Origin of the sequence: Mycobacterium sp. (genome assembly GCF_025933915.1) — a bacterium.
GTDB lineage: Bacteria > Actinomycetota > Actinomycetes > Mycobacteriales > Mycobacteriaceae > Mycobacterium.
On record NZ_JAICZA010000020.1, the window covers coordinates 26531 to 46831 of the forward strand.

The following is a 20301-nucleotide window of genomic DNA, read 5'->3' on the forward strand; positions in this document are numbered from 1 at the left end:
TTGCGAAAAACGCGTACCGAGGTCTCGCAGTCGATCGCTGCGGACCCCTTCGAGGAGGACGAACCACACTCATGACGAACATCGTGGTCCTGATTAAGCAGGTCCCAGACACTTGGTCAGAGCGCAAGCTGACAGATGGCGATTACACGCTGGACCGCGAGGCCGCCGACGCGGTGCTGGATGAGATCAACGAGCGCGCGGTAGAAGAGGCCCTGCAGATCCGGGAGAAGGAAGCCGCTGACGGTGTCGAGGGGTCGGTGACCGTGCTGACCGCCGGACCCGAGCGCGCCACCGAGGCGATCCGCAAGGCCCTGTCGATGGGCGCCGACAAGGCCGTCCACCTCAAGGACGACGGCTTGCACGGCTCCGACGTCGTGCAGACCGGGTGGGCCCTGGCCCGTGCGCTGGGCACCATCGAGGGCACCGAGCTGGTGATCGCCGGTAACGAAGCGACCGACGGCACCGGCGGCGCGGTGCCGGCCATCATCGCCGAGTACCTGGGCCTGCCGCAGCTCACCCACCTGCGCAAGCTGTCGCTGGAGGGCGGCAAGGTCACCGGCGAGCGCGAGACCGACGACGGCGTCTTCAACCTCGAGGCCACGCTGCCTGCCGTGGTCAGCGTCACGGAGAAGATCAACGAGCCCCGTTTCCCGTCTTTCAAGGGCATCATGGCCGCCAAGAAGAAAGAGGTCACGGTGCTGACCTTGGCCGAGATCGGGGTCGAAAGCGACGAGGTCGGGCTGGCCAACGCCGGATCCACCGTCCTGTCGTCGACGCCGAAGCCGGCGAAGACCGCGGGTGAGAAGGTCACCGACGAGGGTGAGGGCGGTAACGAGGTCGCCAAGTACCTGGTCGCCCAGAAGATCATCTGACCCAGTTCCTTTACGACGAGAAGAGCGAGATAACCCATGGCTGAAGTATTGGTGCTCGTGGAGCACGCCGAAGGTGCGCTGAAGAAGGTCACCTCCGAATTGATCACCGCCGCCCGCGCGCTGGGCGAGCCCTCCGCCGTCGTGGTCGGGGCGCCGGGCACGGCCGCCCCGCTGGCGGACGGGCTGAAGGAGGCCGGCGCCGCCAAGATCTACGTCGCCGAGTCCGACGACGTGGACAAGTACCTGGTCACTCCGGTGGTCGACGTGCTGGCCGCGCTGGCCGAATCGAACGCGCCGGCGGCGGTGCTGCTGGCCGCCAGCGCCGACGGCAAGGAGATCGCCGGCCGGCTCGCGGCCCGGATCGGATCCGGTTTGCTGGTCGACGTGGTCGAGGTCCAGGAGGGCCCCAAGGCCGTCCATTCCATCTTCGGTGGCGCGTTCACCGTCGAGGCGAAGGCCAACGGCGACACCCCGGTGATCACCCTGCGGGCCGGCGCCGTCGAGGCGGAGCCGTCGGCCGGTGCGGGTGAACAGGTCACCGTCGAGGTCCCGGCTCCCGCCGAGAACGCCACCAAGATCACCGCCCGCGAGCCCGCGGTCGCCGGTGACCGCCCGGAGTTGTCCGAGGCCACCATCGTGGTGTCCGGTGGTCGCGGCGTGGGCAGCGCGGAGAACTTCAGCGTGGTCGAGGCGCTGGCCGACTCGCTGGGTGCGGCCGTCGGCGCGTCGCGTGCCGCCGTCGACTCCGGCTACTACCCGGGCCAGTTCCAGGTGGGCCAGACGGGCAAGACGGTCTCGCCGCAGCTCTACATCGCGTTGGGCATCTCCGGTGCCATCCAGCACCGCGCGGGGATGCAGACCTCCAAGACCATCGTCGCGGTCAACAAGGACGAAGAGGCGCCCATCTTCGAGATCGCCGACTACGGCGTGGTGGGCGACTTGTTCAAGGTCGCTCCGCAGCTGACCGACGCGATCAAGGCTCGCAAGGGCTGAGTTCTCGGCCTTAAGCCCTCGGCACTGCGGTGTCGGGGGCTTTTGCCTACCATCGGTTCCGCCGCGGCTCCGGCCGTTGATTTCGCCACATTTCGCGACATTTCGTCATCTGACGTGCACCGACACGTCACAGCGTCGATGCCGACTAGCTCATCGGTTACGCCACGTTGGGTCTCATGAGCATTGCTTCTGTCCTCATCCCCAGTGACAAGCCGAGCGGTGCGGCGGGCGACCCTTCAGCCGCTTCGGACGCACCGCGCTACTCCCTGTTGCTGTCCACCGACCCCGACATGATCGAGGCGGCGCAGCGACTCCGGTACGACGTGTTCACGAGCACGGCCGGCTTTGCGCTGCCGGCGGGCGACGGACAGCGACGAGACGCCGACAGCTTCGACGAGTTCTGCGACCATCTGCTGGTCCGCGACGACGACACCGGTGAGCTGGTGGGTTGCTACCGCATGCTGGCGCCGACAGGCGCCATCGCGGCCGGCGGGCTCTACACCGCCACGGAGTTCGACATCCGCGCGTTCGACCCGTTGCGGCCGTCCCTGGTGGAAATGGGGCGTGCCGTGGTGCGCGACGGGCATCGCAACGGCGGCGTGGTGCTGCTGATGTGGGCCGGCATCCTGGCCTATCTGGACCGCTACGGCTATGACTATGTGACCGGGTGCGTGTCGGTGCCCATCGGCGGCGAACCCGACGATCAGCCCCCGGGCAGTCGGCTGCGCGGCGTCCGCGACTTCGTCCTGAGCCGTCACGGGGTGCCGCCGCAGTTTCACGTGCGGCCACACCGTCCGGTCGTCGTCGACGGAACGGCCCTCGACGACATCCCGCCGCCCGCGCGGCCGTCGGTTCCCGCGCTGATGCGCGGCTACCTGCGGCTCGGCGCCCGGGTGTGCGGGGAACCGGCGCACGACCCGGAGTTCGGGGTCGGCGACTTCTGCGTCCTGCTCGGCAAACAGCACGCCGATACCCGATACCTGAAGCGACTTCGATCGGTGTCGGCCACATCCGCGATGACCAGCGCAGCGACGGGCACCCAGCGATGAACACCCCCGCCGGCACGGGGCACCCCTGGCTACCGCGCGCGTCGTGCGATGCCGGCTGCGTGCGGACCGGCGACGCGGTCGCCTCCCGGCCGCTGCTGGTGGCGCTGCGGGTAGCGCTTCGTGTCCTGCTGGCGCTGCTGCTGGCGCCGGGGCTGCCCCTGCTGGCGATGCCACTGCCGGGGCGCACCCGCGTGCAGCGCCTCTATTGCCGGTTGGTGCTGCGCTGTTTCGGCATCCGGATAACGGTGTCGGGCAACCCGATTCGTAACCTGCGCGGCGTGCTGGTGGTCAGCCCGCACACCTCATGGCTGGACGTCTTCGCCATCGGTTCGGTGCTGCCCGGGTCGTTCGTCGCCCGTGCCGACATGTTTACCGGGCCGGCGACCGGGATCGTGGCTCGCACCCTGAAAGTCATCCCGATCGAGCGGTCCAGTTTGCGCCGGCTGCCCGGTGTGGTGGACGCGGTCGCCCGCCGGCTGCGCGCCGGCCAGACGGTCGTGGCGTTTCCGGAGGGCACCACCTGGTGTGGCTCGTCCGGCGACGATGCCGGCCGGGAAGCGGCCGGAGGAGAAGCCGGACAATCCCACCGAGGCCGGGGGGCGTTTTATCCGGCCATGTTCCAGGCCGCGATCGACGCCGGCCGGCCGGTGCAGCCCCTGCGGCTGACCTACCACCACGTCGACGGCAGCCCGTCGACGGCGCCGGCCTTCGTCGGCGACGAGACCCTGCTGGGCTCGATCCGCCGGTTGCTCGCCGTGCGGCGCACGCTGGCGCGGGTGCACGTCGAGTCTCTGCAGCTCCCGGGGACCGATCGGCGCGGCCTGGCCGGCCGCTGCCAGTCGGCGGTGGGTGTCGGAACGCCCCGGTGCGCTGGTCACGGCACGTGCTGGTGGCCTGAGCCAAGCGGTGGGCCGGTATCGTGGGTCGCGTCATGGTCTACCTGGATCACGCCGCCACCACCCCGATGCACCCCGCCGCAGTCGAGGCGATGACGGCTGTGCTGGGCACGCTGGGCAACGCCTCCTCGCTGCACACCAGCGGCCGGGCGGCGCGGCGCCGCATCGAGGAATCCCGTGAGCTGATCGCCGACAGGCTGGGGGCCCGTCCCTCGGAGGTCATCTTCACCGCGGGCGGCACCGAGAGCGACAACCTGGCGATCAAGGGCATCTACTGGGCCCGTCGAGGAGCCGAGCCGCGCCGCCGGCGCATCGTCACCAGCGAGGTCGAGCACCACGCCGTGCTGGACTCGGTGAATTGGCTCGTCGAGCACGAGGGCGCCGAGGTGACCTGGCTACCGACCGCGGCCGACGGCTCGGTGTCGGCGGCGGCGCTGCGCGAGGTGCTCACCCGCCACGACGACGTCGCGCTGGTCTCCGTCATGTGGGCCAACAACGAGGTCGGCACCGTCATGCCGGCTGCCGAACTCGCCACCGTCGCAGCCGAATTCGACGTGCCGATGCACAGCGACGCCATTCAGGCGGTGGGGCAGCTGCCCGTCGATTTCGCCGCCAGCGGACTGTCGGCGATGAGCGTGACCGCGCACAAGTTCGGCGGTCCCGCGGCCGTGGGCGCGCTGCTGCTACGCCGCGACGTCGCGTGCGTGCCGCTGGCGCACGGCGGTGGGCAGGAGCGCGACATCCGTTCGGGCACCGCCGATGTGGCCGGAGCGGTCGGAATGGCCGCGGCGGCCCGGATCTCGGTCGACGGGCTCGAGGTCAAGAGTGCCCGGCTGCGGGCGTTGCGGGATCGGCTGATCGACGGGGTGCTGGGCGGCATCGAGGACGTCAGCCTCAACGGTGCCCGCGACCCGCTACGCCTTCCCGGCAACGCGCACTTCACGTTCCGTGGGTGTGAAGGCGACGCGTTGTTGATGCTCCTGGACGCCAACGGCATCGAGTGCTCGACCGGTTCGGCGTGCACCGCCGGTGTCGCGCAGCCATCGCATGTGCTGATCGCAATGGGCGCCGACCCGACCAGCGCCCGCGGGTCGTTGCGACTCTCGTTGGGACACACCAGTGTTGACGCCGACGTCGACGCGGTGCTGCGGGTGCTGCCCGCGGCGGTGGAGCGTGCGCGTCGAGCGGCGCTGGCCGCTACGGGGGCTTCCTAAGTGAAAGTGCTTGCTGCCATGAGCGGTGGCGTCGACTCGTCGGTCGCCGCCGCCCGGATGGTCGACGCCGGACATGACGTGGTGGGCGTGCACCTGGCGCTGTCGAGCGCGCCCGGCACGCTGCGCACCGGCTCGCGGGGGTGCTGTTCGAAGGAAGACGCTTCGGATGCGCGCCGGGTCGCCGATGTGCTCGGAATACCGTTCTATGTGTGGGATTTCGCGGAAAAATTCCAGTCAGACGTCATCGACGAATTCGTGTCGTCCTATGCCCGCGGCGAAACACCCAACCCGTGCGTGGTGTGCAACCAGAAGATCAAGTTCTCGGCGCTGTCGATGAAAGCCGTTGCGCTCGGGTTCGACACGGTGGCCACCGGTCATTACGCCCGCCTTGCCGGCGGGCGACTGCGCCGCGCCGTGGACCACGACAAGGACCAGTCCTATGTGCTGGCCGTGCTGAGCGCCGAGCAGTTGCGCCACGCGGCGTTCCCGATCGGTGACACCCCCAAGTCGCAGATCCGCGCCGAGGCAGCCCGGCGCGGGCTGGCCGTCGCCGAAAAGCCGGACAGTCACGACATCTGCTTCATCCCGTCGGGCGACACCCGCGCCTTCCTGGGTGCGCGCATCGGGGTCCGCCCCGGCGCCGTGGTCAACGCCGACGGGACGGTGCTCGCCGAGCACGACGGGGTGCACGGCTTCACCATCGGCCAGCGCAAAGGGCTCGGCATCGCCGGGCCGGGTCCCGACGGTCGCCCGCGCTACGTGACCGCGATCGACGCCGACACCGCGACCGTGCGGGTGGGGGAGGCGGCCGATCTCGACATCCGCGAACTGGTCGGGCGGGCACCGGTATTCACCTCGGGTGTGGCGCCGTCGGGCCCGGTGGGGTGCGCGGTTCAGGTGCGCGCGCACGGCGAAACAGCCGACGCCGTAGCCGAACTCGTCGCCGACGAACTGGTCGTGCGACTGCGCGTCCCGCTGCGCGGTGTCGCGCCGGGCCAGACGCTGGTGCTGTACCGGCCCGACCCCGACGGGGACGAGGTGCTCGGCAGCGCCGTCATCGCGCGAACGTCGCGCTGATTGCGGGCTAGCGCGGCACGTTCGCGGCGAGGTTCGTCATCACGATGTCGGACACCGATTGGGCGAAGCCGCAGAAGGTGACCTCCAGCATGGCCACGGACAGGATCCGGTAGTCGCGGCCGCAGCCGCCGGGCCGCAGGTGCAGCGTGGCGTCATCGGCATTCCAGTCGCCGACGTAGAGCTGCCCACCCGAGCCGTTCGCGCAGTCCCCGACGGTGCCCACCAGGGTGTTGAACGCGCCCCGGGCGGTCTCGGCATCGCGATAGGCGGCGGCCCCCTCGGAGATCAACGCGCCGTGGGGTGGATCCTGAAAGGTCGTCTTGTGGAACGCTTCGAGATCGTGCCCAAAGGTCGCCGTCTCGTCGTAGATGAACCGGCACTCGCGCGGCGCGGTCTCGGCCAGTGCGTCGATGTCCACCGGGCTGGTGCCGTCCATCGAGGGGATGATGGTCAGGTGTTCACCGGCGCCGGTGATCGCGCGCATCCGCGACTGGTCGAGCAGGATCGTGTCGACGTTCACGCCCTGCACCACCCTGCGGTTGGCGTCGGGACCCGCCGCGGCCGCGCCGTCCACCACCCGGGTGCACGACACCGCCAGCAGCGCCGCCCCACACCACAGCGGTAGCCTCGCCAACTTCGCCTTCTGTGACACCGTTATGCACCCCTCCGGGATGAACCTACCCGCGCGGCCTCCCCGCACACAGACCCCTGCCGACGGGTGGCTCGGGTGGCGTCGAATACGGTTGGCCGGTGAGTGTTTTCGCCCATCGGTTCGCGACGGCCAGCGGTGTCGGTTCGTGGCCCGGCAGCGCCGCACGGGAGGCCGCGGCGGTCGTCGTCGGCGAATTGGCGGGCGCGCTGGCGCACATCGTCGAGCTGCCGGCGCGCGGGGTGGGTGCCGACATGCTCGGCCGGGCCGGCGCGCTGTTGGTCGACGTCGCCATCGACACGGTGCCGCGCGGCTACCGCCTCGCCGCCCGGCCCGGCGCGGTCACCCGCCGCGCCATCAGCCTTCTCGACGAGGACATGGACGCGCTCGAGGAGGCCTGGGAAGCCGCCGGCCTGCGTGGTGACGGCCGCGTGGTCAAGGTGCAGGCGCCGGGGCCCATCACGCTGGCCGCCGGGCTCGAACTCGCCAACGGGCACCGGGCGATCACCGACCGCGGGGCGCTGCGCGACCTGACGGCGTCGCTGGCCGAAGGCGTGGCCGCGCACCGTGCGCAGATGTCGCGGCGTCTCGAGACACCGGTGGTAGTTCAGTTCGATGAGCCGTCGCTGCCAAAAGCGTTGGGCGGTGGTCTGAAAGGCGTGACCGCACTCAGCCCGGTGGCGCCGCTCGACGAGGCGGTGGCGGGCAGCCTGCTCGACACCTGCGCCCACACGGTGGGCGCTGAGGTGCTGCTGCACTGCTGTGCCCCCGGCATTCCATGGGACCTGTTGCAGGGCAGCACGTTCAGCGCGGTATCCGTCGATGCGGGCACGTTGAGCGCGGCGGATCTCGACGGTATCGCCGCATTCGTCGAGTCGGATCGCACCGTCATGTTGGGGGTCATCGCCACCGGCGCCTCTGTGACCCCGCCGCGGCGGCTTTCGGCGGAGGAGGTCGCCGCCGCGGTGGTCGCGGTGACCGATCGCCTCGGGTTCGCCCGCGCGGCACTGCGTGAACGCATCGGCATCACCCCGGCGTGTGGCCTGGCGGGCGCCACACCCGAGTGGGCTCGCACCGCGATCGAACTCGCCCGCAAGGCGGCCCAGATGTTCGCCGAGGATCCCGACGCCATCGAATAGGCAACCAATCGGGTTTCGCGTCGGCGTCCTCGGATAGCCTGCCAAGGTGAGCTCAGCAGAAGCTGATTCGGTGGCCCCCGAGGTTCGCCGGCAGTGGCAGGACCTGGCCGAAGCGGTCCGCGAGCACCAGTTCCGCTACTACATCAAGGACGCGCCGATCATCTCGGACGCGGAATTCGACACCATGTTCAACGAGCTCCTCGCGCTGGAGGAGCGTCACCCGGAGCTGAGGGTTCCCGATTCGCCGACTCAGCTGGTGGGCGGGGCGGGCTTCGCCACCGATTTCGCCGAGGCCCAGCACCTGGAGCGGATGCTGAGCCTCGACGACGTGTTCGACCGCGACGAGCTGGTCGCCTGGAACAACCGCGTCGAGAACGAGGTCGGCGGGGAACCTCACTACCTGTGCGAACTCAAGATCGACGGGGTGGCGCTGTCGCTGGTGTACCGCGACGGCCGGTTGGAACGCGCCGCGACCCGGGGCGACGGCCGCGTCGGCGAGGACGTGACGCTCAACGCGCGCACCATCGAGGACGTGCCCGAGCGCCTGTCCGCCGCCGAGGACTTCCCGACGCCGGCCCTGCTGGAGGTGCGCGGCGAGGCGTTTTTCCTGCTCGCCGATTTCGAGGCGCTCAACGCCAGCCTGGTCGAGGACGGCAAGGCGCCGTTCGCCAATCCCCGCAACAGCGCGGCCGGGTCGCTGCGCCAGAAAAACCCGGCCGTCACCGCCCGGCGCAAGCTGCGGATGATCTGTCACGGCATCGGCCGCACCGAAGGGTTCGCACCGAAGACCCAGCACCAGGCCTACACCGCGCTGAAGGCCTGGGGGCTGTCGGTGGCCGAACAAACGGCACGCGTGCGTGGCCTCGCCGCGGTCGAGGAGCGGATCGACTACTGGGGTGAGCACCGCTATGACCTCGAGCACGAGATCGACGGCGTGGTGGTCAAAGTCGACGACGTCGCGTTGCAACGCAGACTCGGGACCACGTCGCGCGCGCCACGCTGGGCCGTCGCCTACAAGTACCCGCCCCAGGAAGCGCAGACCAAGCTGCTCGACATCCGCGTCAACGTCGGGCGCACCGGGCGCGTCACACCGTTCGCGTTCATGACCCCGGTGAAGGTGGCCGGGTCGACGGTCGGGCTGGCCACCCTGCACAACGCCGCCGAGGTCAAGCGCAAGGGCGTGCTGATCGGCGACACCGTGATGATCCGCAAAGCCGGCGACGTGATCCCGGAGGTGCTGGGCCCGGTCGTTGACCTGCGCGACGGCTCCGAGCGCGAATTCGTCATGCCCACAACGTGTCCCGAATGCGGTACCCCGCTGGCGCCCGCCAAGGAGGGTGACGCCGACATCCGCTGCCCCAACGCCCGGTCGTGTCCGGCCCAGCTGCGGGAGCGCGTGTTCCACGTCGCGGGTCGCGGGGCGTTCGACATCGAGGGGCTCGGTTACGAGGCGGCCATCGCGCTGCTGAAGGCCGGGGTGATCGCCGACGAGGGTGACTTGTTCGCGCTCACCGAGGAAGACCTGTTGCGCACCGAGCTTTTCCGGACGAAGGCGGGCGCCTTGTCCGCCAACGGCAAACGGCTGCTCGACAACCTGGACAAGGCCACAAAGGTGGCGTTGTGGCGGGTTTTGGTGGCGTTGTCGATCCGGCATGTCGGGCCGACCGCCGCGCGTGCGCTGGCGACCGAGTTCGGCGATCTGGACGCGATCATGTCGGCCTCGACCGAGCGGCTTGCCGCGGTCGAGGGTGTGGGCCCGACGATCGCCGCGGCGCTCACCGAGTGGTTCACCGTCGACTGGCACCGCGCGATCGTCGACAAGTGGCGGGCCGCGGGCGTGCGGATGGCCGACGAGCGCGACACCAGCGTGCCGCGCACGCTGGAAGGGTTGACGGTCGTGGTCACCGGGTCGCTCGCCGGCTTTTCGCGCGACGACGCCAAGGAGGCGATCCTGGTGCGCGGGGGAAAGGCCGCCGGGTCGGTGTCGAAGAAAACCGACTATGTCGTGGCCGGGGATTCGCCGGGCTCGAAGTACGACAAGGCCGTCGAGCTGGGCGTGCCCGTCCTCGACGAGGGCGGCTTCCGGCAGCTGCTGGCCAACGGACCGCCGGAAACTCCGGCGGATTAAGCCGATGAGCGGTCGGTACGGTGATTCCACCCGCAGCCTCAAAGCCGTTAATTCACGAGCGGTTTCGGGTCAACCGGTCGCGCCTCAGCCGGTGCTCGCCGCCACGTACCACCTCGCCAGCGACGAAGCCGCCGCCTCAGATGACTACGGCCGCAGCTCCAATCCGACCTGGCGGCAACTGGAATCCGCGCTCGCCGAGCTGGAGGGCGCGGCCGGCGCTGTGGTGTTCGGCTCGGGGATGGCGGCCATCAGCGCCGTGCTGCGGGCAGCGGCGACACCCGGGTCGACCGTGGTGGTGCCGGCCGACGGCTATTACCAGGTGCGCCGCCTCGCCTCCGAGGACCTGGCGCCCGCGGGCGTGACGGTCATCGAGGCGTCGAGTGGGCAGATCTATGACGCGGCGGCCGGAGCCGACGTGGTGCTGGCCGAAACCCCCACCAATCCCGCGCTGGACGTGGTTGACCTGCACCGGCTGGCGACCATCTGCCACGCGCGCGGCGCACGCCTGGTCGTCGACAACACCGCCGCCACGCCGTTGGGACAGCAGCCGCTGTCGTTGGGCGCCGACGCGGTGGTGGCCAGCGCTACCAAGTCCCTGTCCGGTCATAGCGACCTGCTGGCCGGCTACGTCGCCACCAATCGGCCCGAGTTGCTCGCCGCCGCCGAGCGCCAACGACTGCTCGCCGGCGCGATACTGGGCGGGTTCGAGGCATGGCTTCTGTTGCGCAGCCTGGAAACCGCCGGTTTGCGATTCGAGCGCCAATGCCAGAACGCGCGGGCGGTGGCGACGATGCTGGCCCGCCATCCGGCGGTGCGAGCCGTTCGTTATCCGGGGTTGGCCGACGACCCGGCGCATCCCGTGGCCATGGCGCAGATGCGGCGTTTCGGAGGTCTGCTCTGCGTCGAACTGGCAGACGCCGCCGCGGTGCACGCACTCGTCGACGCCAGCGAGCTGCTCATCGCCGCCACCAGCTTCGGCGGCCTGCACACCTCGGTGGACCGGCGCGCGCGCTGGGGCGACGCCGTCGCCGACGGGGTCGCGCGCATCTCGCTGGGAATCGAAGACACCGAAGACCTTGTCGCCGACATCGAACGCGCGCTCATGACCTCCCGATAAGGGACATACCGACGCCGCACGCACCGGGCGGCTCTATCGTGGGCTGTATGACCCAGACGGCCGAGGAGTGCGGGCAGGCGTCGCCGTGGTCGCCGCGCGAGGCCGAGATACTGGCGGTGACCCTGCGGCTGTTGCAGGAACACGGCTATGACCAACTGACGGTGGACGCGGTGGCCAACGCCGCCCGCGCCAGCAAGGCCACGGTGTACCGGCGCTGGCCGTCCAAGGCCGAACTCGTGTTGGCCGCCTTCATCGAAGGCGTCCGCCAGGTGGCCGTCCCGCCGAATACCGGCACGCTGCGCGGCGACCTGCTGAGCCTGGGGGAGACCATCACCCAGGAGTGCGGGCAGCACGCCACCACCATCCGCGCGGTGATGGTCGAGGTGTCGCGCCACCCGGCGCTCAACGAGGCGATGCAGCACCAATTCCTCGACCAGCGCAAAGCCATGATCCAGCACGTGCTGCACCAGGCCGTCGACCGGGGCGAGATCGCCGACGATGTCATCACCGACGAACTCTGGGACTTGTTGCCCGGCTATCTCATCTTTCGGTCGATCATCCCCGGTCGCCCACCCACCCGCGGCACCGTGCAGGCGTTCGTGGACGGGTTCCTGATCCCGGGCCTGACCAGGACCATCGGGTAACGACGCCGGCATTTCGCGTTAACCCGGATGGGGAAATATATACGCCCGCGTCTCTTGTACAGTACGGTCCCGTACCGTACTGTCGTAGCTGTCGATCACGCTTATGACGTTGGCAGCCGCGCTCGGCTTGGGCGCGTTCCTGTCGCCCGATATTCGAAAGGCTAACGGGTGAAAGGCTTTTCGATGGCTTCCCTGCTCAAGCGAGGGTGGATGGTGATCGTCGCCGTGCTCGTCGTCGCGCTCGCGGGATTCGGGATCTACCGCCTGCACGGAATATTCGGCTCGCACGACACCACGTCGGCCGACAGCGGCCTGTCCAACCAGATCGTCCCCTTCAACCCCAAGCAGGTGGTGCTCGAGGTCTTCGGCGCTCCGGGCGCGGTGGCGACCATCAACTACCTGGACGTCAACGCCCAGCCGCAGCAAGTCAAAGACGCCCCGTTGCCGTGGTCGTTCACCATCACCACCACGGAGCCCGCGGTCATCGGCAACGTCGTGGCGCAGGGCAACGGAGACACCCTCGGCTGTCGTATCACCGTCAACGGTGAAGTGAAAGACCAACGCACGGTTAACAAAGTCGACGCCTACGCCTTCTGTCTGGATAAATCTGGATGAGCAACGATCAACAGCCGCGGTCGTTCGTACCGCGCACCATCCGCCGGTTCGCGCTGCCGATCCTGCTGTTCTGGGTGGCGCTGGCCGCGATCACGAACATCGCGGTGCCGCAGCTGGAAGAAGTGGGGAAGACCCACAATGTGGCGCTGAACTCGCCCGACGCGCCGTCGCTCAAGGCGATCAAGCGCATCGGCGAAAAATTCCATGAGTTCGACACCGACAGCTCGGCCATGATCGTGCTGGAAGGTGACAAGCCGCTCGGCGCCGACGCCCACCGGTTCTACGACGAGATGGTCGGCAAGCTCGAGCGGGACAAGAAGCACGTCGAGCACGTTCAGGATTTCTGGGGCGACACCCTGACCGCGGCGGGATCGCAGAGCGGCGACGGCAAGGCCGCCTACGTCCAGCTGTTTCTGGCGGGTAATCAGGGCTCGGCGCTGGCCAACGAGGGCGTCGGGGCCGTGCGCGACATCGTCGAGCACATGAAGCCACCGCCGGGTGTCAGGGCCTATGTGACCGGCGCGGCGCCATTGATTTCCGATCAGTTCGACGTCGGCAGCAAGGGGACGGCCAAGGTCACCGGGATAACCGTCGGGGTGATCGCGGCGATGTTGTTCTTCGTCTACCGATCGGTGCTCACCACCCTGCTGGTGCTGACGACGGTGTTGATCGAAATGTCGGCCGCCCGAGGCCTTGTCGCGTTTCTCGGAAACGCCGGGGTCATCGGGTTGTCGACGTACGCGACGAATCTGTTGACGCTGCTCGTGATTGCCGCGGGCACCGACTACGCGATATTTTTCGTGGGCCGCTACCAGGAAGCGCGCGGAAGCGGTGAGGATCGCGAAAAGGCTTTCTACACCATGTATCACGGCACCACGCACATCGTCCTGGGTTCTGGACTCACGGTTGCCGGCGCCGTGGCCTGTCTGGGCTTCACCCGGCTGCCGTACTTCCAAAGCCTGGGTATCCCAGCATCATTGGGCATCCTCGTCGCACTGTTCGCCGCGCTCACCCTGGGGCCCGCGATCCTCACCCTGGGCGCCAAGGTGGGCATCTTCGACCCCAAGCGGGCGATCAGAACCAGAGGCTGGCGGCGGATCGGCACCGCCATCGTCCGCTGGCCCGGCGCCGTTCTCGCGGCGGCCTGCGCGCTGGCCCTGGTGGGGCTGCTCGCCCTGCCCGGATACAAGACCAGTTACGACACCCGTCCCTACATGCCCGCCAGCGCGCCGGCCAACATCGGGTACGCCGCCGCCGAGAAGCATTTCTCGCGGGCCCGGCTGGAGCCCGAATTGCTGATGGTCGAAACCGATCACGACATGCGTAACCCGGAAAGCATGCTCATCCTGGACAAGGTGGCCAAGGCGGTGTTTCATGTCCCCGGCGTCGCGCAGGTGCAGACCATCACCAGGCCGTTGGGCACCCCGCTCGTGCACAGCTCGCTGGCGTTCGTGGTCAGCAATTCCAGCGCGGCGCAGCAGCAAAACCTGACCTACCAACGAGATCGGGCCGACGATGCCCTCAAGCAGGCCAACGAACTGGCCAAGACGATCAACATCTTGAAGCAGCAGTACGCATTGCAGCAGCAGCTCGCCGAAGCCACGCACAGTGAGACCCAGAGCTTTCACGACACGATCACCACGATCAATGAACTGCGCGACAAGCTCGCCAATCTCGACGACTTCCTGCGACCGATCCGCGGCTATTTCTATTGGGAGAAGCACTGCTACGACATTCCCGCCTGCTTTGCGATGCGGTCCACTTTCGAGGCCCTCGACGCCACCGACCAGCTCAGTGAAAAGTTCACCGACCTCGTCGCGACGTTGGACAAACTCGATGCGCTGCAGCCGAAGCTGGTGGAGCTGATACCGCCCCAGATCCAAAGCCAGGAAACCAACCGCGATCTGAGTCTGGCCAATTACGCCACGCTGTCCGGCATCTACGCGCAGACCGCGGCCGCGATCGACAACGCGACGGCGCTGGGCCGAGCCTTCGACGCGGCCAAGAACGACGACACCTTCTATCTGCCGCCCGAGGTCTTCAACAACCCCGACTTCAAGCGCGGGCTGAGATTGTTCCTCTCGCCCGACGGCAAGGCCGCCCGGATGATCGTCACGCACGAAGGTGATCCCGCCACGCCCCAAGGTATTTCGCACATCGATCCGATGGCCAAGGCCGCGCATGAGGCCCTGAAGGGGACCCCGATGGCGGGCGCGGGAATCTATCTCGGCGGGACCGCCGCGACCTACAAGGACATCCAGGACGGCGCCAAGTACGACCTGATGATCGTGGCGTTCGCGGCGCTGAGCCTGATCCTGCTGATCATGATGATCATCACGCGCAGCCTGATCGCCGCGCTTGTCATCGTGGGCACGGTGGCCCTGTCGCTGGGCGCCTCGTTCGGGCTCTCGGTTCTGGTCTGGCAGTACATATTTGGCATTCAGCTGTATTGGGTGGTGCTCGCGCTGGCCGTGATCCTGCTTCTCGCGGTCGGATCCGACTACAACCTGCTGTTGATCTCCCGGTTCAAGGAGGAAATTCATGCCGGTTTGAACACCGGCATCATCCGGGCGATGGCGGGCTCGGGATCGGTGGTGACCTCGGCCGGCATCGTTTTCGCCGTCACCATGTGCGCGTTCGTGTTCAGCGGCTTTCAGGTTCTCGGTCAGATCGGCACCACGATCGGCCTCGGCTTGTTGTTCGACACCCTGATCGTGCGCTCATTCATGACGCCTTCCGTCGCAAGGATTCTCGGGCGCTGGTTCTGGTGGCCGCAGCGGGTGCGTCCGCGTCCGGCCAGCACGATGCTGCGGCCCTACGGTCCGCGGCCGGCGGTGCGTCAGCTGCTGCTGTGGGACGACGACGACCCGGTGGCGATGTCCGGGGCGAAGTCGCGCACGCGCTAGCGCAGCATGGTGGCGACGATCCCGGCGAGGTAGCCGAGCCGGGCGACCTCGGAAGGACGGAATTCGGGGCCGGGGCGGCCGAGCACCACCGCGGTGTGCGGGTCCCCCAGCGGCGCCGCGACCATCGTCATGTCCATATCGCGCCACGCCTTGGGCACCCACTCGGCGTCGCTGTCCAGCGGCACGGCCCGCTCAAGCGGCAGCCAGGGGGCCGAGTCCGCCTTGGTTTCCGGGGCGCCCGGACTGGCGGCCAGGCGCCGTAGCTCGGCGCCCGCACTGCGCAACACCGTGCACCAGCTGACGCGCAAGACCCGGGGCGCCTCGTTGGCCAGCACCTGCAGCTTCGACGCCGTGTCGCGGGCCGCGGCGACGTGGTCGAGCAGCTCCAGCTCGCGATGCGCCTCCAGCAGACCGGTGTGCGGACGCACGCTGTCCACCCGGACCCCGGACAGCGACTCGGCGGCGGTGATCAGCGAGTCCGGCATCGCCCCCGGCGGCAGCTCGATGACCAGGTCGTCGATCGCATAACCCGAGCTTCGCTCCACGACGTCGAGCGACAAGATGTCGGCCCCCACCGAACCGAGCGCCACCGCCAGCGATCCCAGGCTGCCTGGGCGGTCGGCCAGCTCGATGCGCAACAGATAGGAGGGCACGGCCAACACTGTTGCACAGCGATGTGTCGGCGGCATGTCGGCTTGATCGGTTCGGGCCCCGTCCGCCGGCGACTGTGAAGCCGGCCGCACGATGGGCAACGGGCGTGCGGCTGGCCGCACGCTCGCGGCTAGGCTTTCGGATCGTGTCCCAGATCTCCCGCGACGAGGTAGCGCACCTGGCCCGGCTGTCCCGGCTGGCCTTGACCGACGGCGAGCTCGACAGCTTCGCCGGCCAACTCGACGCCATCTTGAGCCACGTCAGCCAGGTGCAGGCGGTCGATGTCGCCGGCGTCGAAGCGACCGACAACCCGCTCAAGGGTGTGAACGTCACCCGCCCCGACCAGCCGGCACCCTGCCTGACGCAGGCCGAGGCGCTGGCCGAGGCGCCCGCCGCCGTCGATGGTCGCTTCGCGGTCCCGCAGATTCTGGGGGACAGCGAGTGAACGAGATCATCCGATCCGACGCCGCGACGCTGGCCGCCCGGATCGCCGCCAAGGAGGTGTCGTCGGTCGAGGTCACCCAGGCCTGCCTGGACCAGATCGCGGCCACCGACGACCGCTACCACGCCTTCCTGCACGTGGCGGCCGACGAGGCGCTTGCCGCGGCCGCCGTTGTCGATGAAGCCGTGGCCGCCGGGGAGCGGCTGCCGTCACCGCTGGCCGGGGTGCCACTGGCGCTCAAGGACGTCTTCACCACGGTCGACATGCCCACCACCTGCGGGTCCAAGATCCTGCAGGGCTGGCGTGCCCCCTACGACGCCACCGTCACCTCGCGGTTGCGCGCCGCGGGCATCCCGATCCTGGGCAAGACCAACATGGACGAGTTCGCGATGGGGTCCTCGACCGAGAACTCCGCCTACGGCCCCACCCGCAACCCGTGGAACGTCGACCGCGTGCCCGGCGGCTCCGGCGGCGGCAGCGCGGCGGCGCTGGCGGCGTTCCAGGCGCCGCTGGCGATCGGGACCGACACCGGCGGGTCCATCCGGCAGCCGGCCGCGCTGACCGCGACCGTCGGGGTGAAGCCGACCTACGGCACGGTGTCCCGCTACGGCCTGGTGGCGTGCGCGTCGTCGCTGGATCAGGGCGGCCCGTGCGCGCGCACCGTGCTCGACACCGCGCTGCTGCATCAGGTGATCGCCGGACACGACGCCCGCGACTCCACGTCGGTCGACGCCGCGGTGCCCGACGTCGTCGGCGCGGCCAGGTCCGGCGCGTCCGGCGACCTCAAGGGCGTGCGCGTCGGCGTGGTCAAACAGCTGCGCGGCGAGGGGTATCAGCCCGGGGTGTTGACCTCGTTCGAGGCCGCCGTCGAGCAGCTGACCGCGTTGGGCGCCGAGGTGAGCGAAGTCGACTGCCCGCACTTCGAGTACGCGCTGGCCGCCTACTACCTGATCCTGCCGTCGGAGGTGTCGAGCAACCTGGCGCGCTTCGACGCCATGCGCTACGGGCTGCGCGTCGGCGATGACGGCAGCCACAGCGCCGAGGAAGTGATGGCGCTGACCCGGGCCGCCGGCTTCGGGCCGGAGGTCAAGCGGCGCATCATGATCGGCACCTACGCGCTTTCGGCCGGCTATTACGACGCCTACTACAACCAGGCTCAGAAGGTGCGCACCCTGATCGCCCGCGATCTGGACGAGGCCTACCGGTCGGTGGACGTCGTGGTGTCGCCGGCGACCCCGACCACCGCTTTCGCGCTCGGCGAAAAGGTCGACGACCCGCTGGCGATGTACCTGTTCGACCTGTGCACCCTGCCGCTGAACCTGGCCGGCCATTGCGGCATGTCGGTGCCGGCCGGGCTCTCGCCGGACGACGACCTGCCGGTCGGCTTGCAGATCATGGCGCCCGCGCTGGCCGACGACCGCCTCTACCGCGTCGGCGCCGCCTACGAAGCGGCCCGCGGGCCGTTGCCGAGCGCGATCTGACGGCGAGCAGACACAGAATCGCATTGCTCGCATCCATTTGATGCGATTCTGTGTCTGTTCGCGCCAGTAGGCCGCCGCCCGGCAAGATGGGACTATGCGGATCGGAGTGCTCACCGGAGGCGGCGACTGCCCCGGGCTCAACGCCGTCATCCGGGCAGTGGTGCGTACGTGCGACTCCCGGTACGGCTCCTCGGTGGTCGGATTCCAGGACGGGTGGCGCGGGTTGCTGGAAAATCGGCGCGTCCAGCTGCAGAACGACGACCGCAACGACCGCCTGCTGGCCAAGGGCGGGACGATGCTGGGGACCGCCCGGGTGAATCCCGACAAGCTGCGGGCCGGACTCAAGCAGGTCAAGCAGACCCTCGATGACAACGGGATCGACGTCCTCATCCCCATCGGGGGGGAAGGCACCCTGACGGCCGCGCACTGGCTCTCGGAGGAGAACGTTCCCGTGGTCGGCGTGCCGAAGACCATCGATAACGACATCGATTGCACCGACGTGACTTTCGGTCACGACACGGCATTGACGGTCGCCACCGAGGCGATCGATCGATTGCACAGCACCGCCGAGTCCCACCAGCGCGTGATGCTGGTGGAGGTGATGGGCCGGCACGCGGGCTGGATCGCGCTGAACGCGGGCCTGGCCTCAGGCGCGCACATGACGCTGATCCCCGAGCAACCCTTCGATATCGAAGAGGTCTGCAGGCTGGTCAAACGTCGCTTCCAGCGCGGAGATTCGCACTTCATCTGCGTGGTCGCCGAGGGCGCCAAACCCGTCCCCGGTTCGATTGCGTTGCGGGAAGGCGGGATTGACGAGTTCGGCCATGAGAAATTCACCGGTGTGGCCGCGCAGCTGGGCGCCGAGGTGGAGATGCGCATCAACAAGGAAGTCCGGGTGACCGTGCTGGGCCATGTGCAGCGTGGCGGCACCCCGACGGCCTACGACCGGGTGCTGGCCACCCGGTTCGGCGTGAACGCGGCCGACGCGGCGCATGCGGGAGAATACGGCCAGATGGTGTCGCTGCGCGGCCAGGACATCGGCCGGGTGCCACTGGCAGATGCGGTACGCCAGCTCAAGTTGGTGCCCGACAGCCGCTATGACGACGCCGCCGCGTTCTTCGGGTAGGCCCGCCGACCGGGCAAACAACCGGTAGCTCGGAGTCGGCCGCGGCCCGAACAGGGCCGCCAAATGCTCGATGCGCTGCGCGATCACCGAATCTCGTGGTTTCCGGACCCGTGCATAGCGGTTATACCGGGGTATGAGCAACCGTGGTGCGAGTCGCGGAGTAGTTCAGCAATCCGTTGGATCGGCGGGACCACCCGGCCCACCGCACCACGACCCGCGCCCGCCGGGGTGGCACGCCGACGCCGACCCGGCGGGCACCACGGTGCCGCAACCCCGCCGTCCCGGCCGCCGGCCGCCCGGACCGTCGCAGCCCGTGCCACCGGGGCCGCCGCAGCGGGTCCCGCCACCGCCTCACCCCGGGCCGCCGCTGGGCGAGACGGCGCCGGACCGCTTCGACCAGCGCGACACCGACTCCGCCAGACTCAACTGGCGAGGGCTGCTCCATCGCGTTACCGGGATCGATCTGGGCCCCGGCAAAAACACCGCCTACGAAAGCGAGCTGCGGGGTCGCATCCGCGCGGCCGTGGGAGGTGCCTTTCCCATCGCCGTCCTCAACCTCAAGGGTGGCGTCGGCAAGACGGCGGTGGTCGAGGCCCTCGGTTCGACCTTCGCCGCCGTGCGCAACGACCGGGTGCTGGCCCTCGACATCGATGCGGGGGACTTGGCGGAGCGCCACGGCCGCCACAACCCGCACAGCATGGCCGACCTTCTCCACGGCAACCCGGCGATGCAATATGAGGACATCCGGGCGCTGACCTATATGAACGGTTTCGGGCTGGAAGTGCTCGGGTTGCCGGAATACGCACGCACCGACTGGCGCCTGGAGCGCCGTGACGTTCTGCGGGCCTTCTCGATGCTGCGAAATCAGTATTCGGTGGTGCTGGTCGATTGCGTCAAGGCGCTCAATTCCAGTGTGATGGAGGCTGTTCTGCCGGAGTCGCGGGCCCTTGTGGTGGTCACGAGCACCTCCATTGATGCGATACGCAAGACCCAGACGACCCTGGAGTGGCTGTGCCACAACGGGTATCAACGATTGTTGACGTCGACCGTGCTCGCCGTCAACCACGTCGAGTCGGCCAAGGTTGAAGGCGTGGTCGTCACGGAGCTCGATCGCTTGTCCGCCCGGGTCGCCGCCACGGTGGTGCTGCCCTTCGACCGCCACGTGCACCAGGGCCGCCAGATCGCGCTGGACCGAATGAGCAAGGAGAGCCGGCGCAGCTACCTCGAGATGGCAGCCGTGCTGGCGGGGATGTTCCCGGGCCGGGGCGGGGAGCGCGCTCGCGATCACCATTAGGATCGAGC

17 protein-coding genes and 1 pseudogene are annotated in these 20301 nt (G+C 68.9%); 16 read left to right on the forward strand and 2 right to left on the reverse strand.

Annotated elements, in window-relative coordinates; all coding sequences use genetic code 11:
• Nucleotides 1–71: 71 nt before the first annotated feature.
• The 6 genes and pseudogenes from Q0W90_RS05235 to mnmA all read left to right on the forward strand — a co-directional run bounded on the left by Q0W90_RS05235 (nucleotide 72) and on the right by mnmA (nucleotide 6101).
• The gene (locus tag Q0W90_RS05235) at nucleotides 72–872 is read left to right on the forward strand and encodes an electron transfer flavoprotein subunit beta/FixA family protein (RefSeq protein ID WP_297593526.1); all 801 of its coding nucleotides are present in this window, start codon (nucleotides 72–74) and stop codon (nucleotides 870–872) included.
• A gap of 36 nt (nucleotides 873–908) precedes the next feature.
• Complete coding sequence (locus Q0W90_RS05240) at nucleotides 909–1865, forward strand: electron transfer flavoprotein subunit alpha/FixB family protein (protein ID WP_297593528.1); 957 nt, start codon at nucleotides 909–911, stop codon at nucleotides 1863–1865.
• 176 nt (nucleotides 1866–2041) lie between these two features.
• Nucleotides 2042–2914 (forward strand): GNAT family N-acetyltransferase, encoded by an 873-nt coding sequence (locus tag Q0W90_RS05245; RefSeq protein WP_297773489.1) that lies wholly within the window; start codon nucleotides 2042–2044, stop codon nucleotides 2912–2914.
• Nucleotides 2911–3762 (forward strand): annotated as a pseudogene (locus Q0W90_RS05250) (lysophospholipid acyltransferase family protein); the annotation flags it as partial. The gene Q0W90_RS05245 and the pseudogene Q0W90_RS05250, both read left to right, overlap by 4 nt.
• Nucleotides 3763–3845: 83 nt before the next feature.
• Nucleotides 3846–5024: a cysteine desulfurase family protein gene (locus Q0W90_RS05255; protein WP_297699450.1), complete on the forward strand. Its 1179-nt coding sequence runs from the start codon at nucleotides 3846–3848 to the stop codon at nucleotides 5022–5024.
• Nucleotides 5025–6101 (forward strand): tRNA 2-thiouridine(34) synthase MnmA, encoded by a 1077-nt coding sequence (gene mnmA, locus Q0W90_RS05260; RefSeq protein ID WP_297593534.1) that lies wholly within the window; start codon nucleotides 5025–5027, stop codon nucleotides 6099–6101.
• Between the two features lie 7 nt (nucleotides 6102–6108).
• Here the strand turns inward: mnmA and Q0W90_RS05265 are convergent, their stop codons facing one another.
• A complete protein-coding gene (locus Q0W90_RS05265) occupies nucleotides 6109–6753 on the reverse strand; it encodes a sensor domain-containing protein (RefSeq protein WP_297593536.1) in 645 nt (214 codons plus the stop codon).
• A gap of 98 nt (nucleotides 6754–6851) precedes the next feature.
• Here Q0W90_RS05265 and Q0W90_RS05270 point away from each other — a divergent pair, with 98 nt between their 5' ends.
• The 6 genes from Q0W90_RS05270 to Q0W90_RS05295 all read left to right on the forward strand — a co-directional run bounded on the left by Q0W90_RS05270 (nucleotide 6852) and on the right by Q0W90_RS05295 (nucleotide 15299).
• On the forward strand, nucleotides 6852–7889 hold the full coding sequence (locus Q0W90_RS05270; RefSeq protein WP_297593538.1) for a methionine synthase: 1038 nt from the start codon (nucleotides 6852–6854) through the stop codon (nucleotides 7887–7889).
• A gap of 46 nt (nucleotides 7890–7935) precedes the next feature.
• Nucleotides 7936–10017, forward strand: a complete 2082-nt coding sequence (ligA, locus tag Q0W90_RS05275) for an NAD-dependent DNA ligase LigA (RefSeq protein WP_297593540.1) — start codon at nucleotides 7936–7938, stop codon at nucleotides 10015–10017.
• 4 nt (nucleotides 10018–10021) lie between these two features.
• Nucleotides 10022–11134 (forward strand): cystathionine gamma-lyase, encoded by a 1113-nt coding sequence (locus Q0W90_RS05280; RefSeq protein WP_297773492.1) that lies wholly within the window; start codon nucleotides 10022–10024, stop codon nucleotides 11132–11134.
• Nucleotides 11135–11181: 47 nt separating this feature from the next.
• Nucleotides 11182–11778 carry a TetR/AcrR family transcriptional regulator gene (locus Q0W90_RS05285; protein ID WP_297593543.1) on the forward strand — a complete coding sequence of 199 codons (597 nt, stop codon included), beginning with the start codon at nucleotides 11182–11184 and terminating at the stop codon, nucleotides 11776–11778.
• Between the two features lie 183 nt (nucleotides 11779–11961).
• Nucleotides 11962–12393, forward strand: a complete 432-nt coding sequence (locus tag Q0W90_RS05290) for an MmpS family transport accessory protein (protein ID WP_297593544.1) — start codon at nucleotides 11962–11964, stop codon at nucleotides 12391–12393.
• The gene (locus Q0W90_RS05295; protein WP_297593545.1) at nucleotides 12390–15299 is read left to right on the forward strand and encodes an MMPL family transporter; all 2910 of its coding nucleotides are present in this window, start codon (nucleotides 12390–12392) and stop codon (nucleotides 15297–15299) included. Before Q0W90_RS05290 ends, Q0W90_RS05295 begins: the two co-directional genes overlap by 4 nt.
• Here the strand turns inward: Q0W90_RS05295 and Q0W90_RS05300 are convergent.
• The gene (locus Q0W90_RS05300) at nucleotides 15296–15952 is read right to left on the reverse strand and encodes an amino acid-binding protein (RefSeq protein WP_297593546.1); all 657 of its coding nucleotides are present in this window, start codon (nucleotides 15950–15952) and stop codon (nucleotides 15296–15298) included. The genes Q0W90_RS05295 and Q0W90_RS05300 overlap by 4 nt on opposite strands.
• 143 nt (nucleotides 15953–16095) lie before the next feature.
• On the opposite strand from Q0W90_RS05300, the gene gatC reads away from it, so the two are divergent.
• The 4 genes from gatC (at nucleotide 16096) to Q0W90_RS05320 (ending at nucleotide 20293) form a co-directional block, all read left to right on the forward strand.
• Nucleotides 16096–16395 carry an Asp-tRNA(Asn)/Glu-tRNA(Gln) amidotransferase subunit GatC gene (gatC, locus tag Q0W90_RS05305; protein WP_297773495.1) on the forward strand — a complete coding sequence of 100 codons (300 nt, stop codon included), beginning with the start codon at nucleotides 16096–16098 and terminating at the stop codon, nucleotides 16393–16395.
• Nucleotides 16392–17873 (forward strand): Asp-tRNA(Asn)/Glu-tRNA(Gln) amidotransferase subunit GatA, encoded by a 1482-nt coding sequence (gatA, locus tag Q0W90_RS05310; RefSeq protein ID WP_297593548.1) that lies wholly within the window; start codon nucleotides 16392–16394, stop codon nucleotides 17871–17873. The genes gatC and gatA overlap by 4 nt, the downstream gene beginning before the upstream one ends.
• Nucleotides 17874–17967: 94 nt before the next feature.
• A complete protein-coding gene (locus tag Q0W90_RS05315) occupies nucleotides 17968–18999 on the forward strand; it encodes an ATP-dependent 6-phosphofructokinase (RefSeq protein WP_297593550.1) in 1032 nt (343 codons plus the stop codon).
• A gap of 133 nt (nucleotides 19000–19132) precedes the next feature.
• Nucleotides 19133–20293, forward strand: coding sequence for a MinD/ParA family protein (locus tag Q0W90_RS05320; protein ID WP_297593552.1), 1161 nt, complete (start codon nucleotides 19133–19135; stop codon nucleotides 20291–20293).
• The last annotated feature ends 8 nt before the right edge of the window (nucleotides 20294–20301 follow it).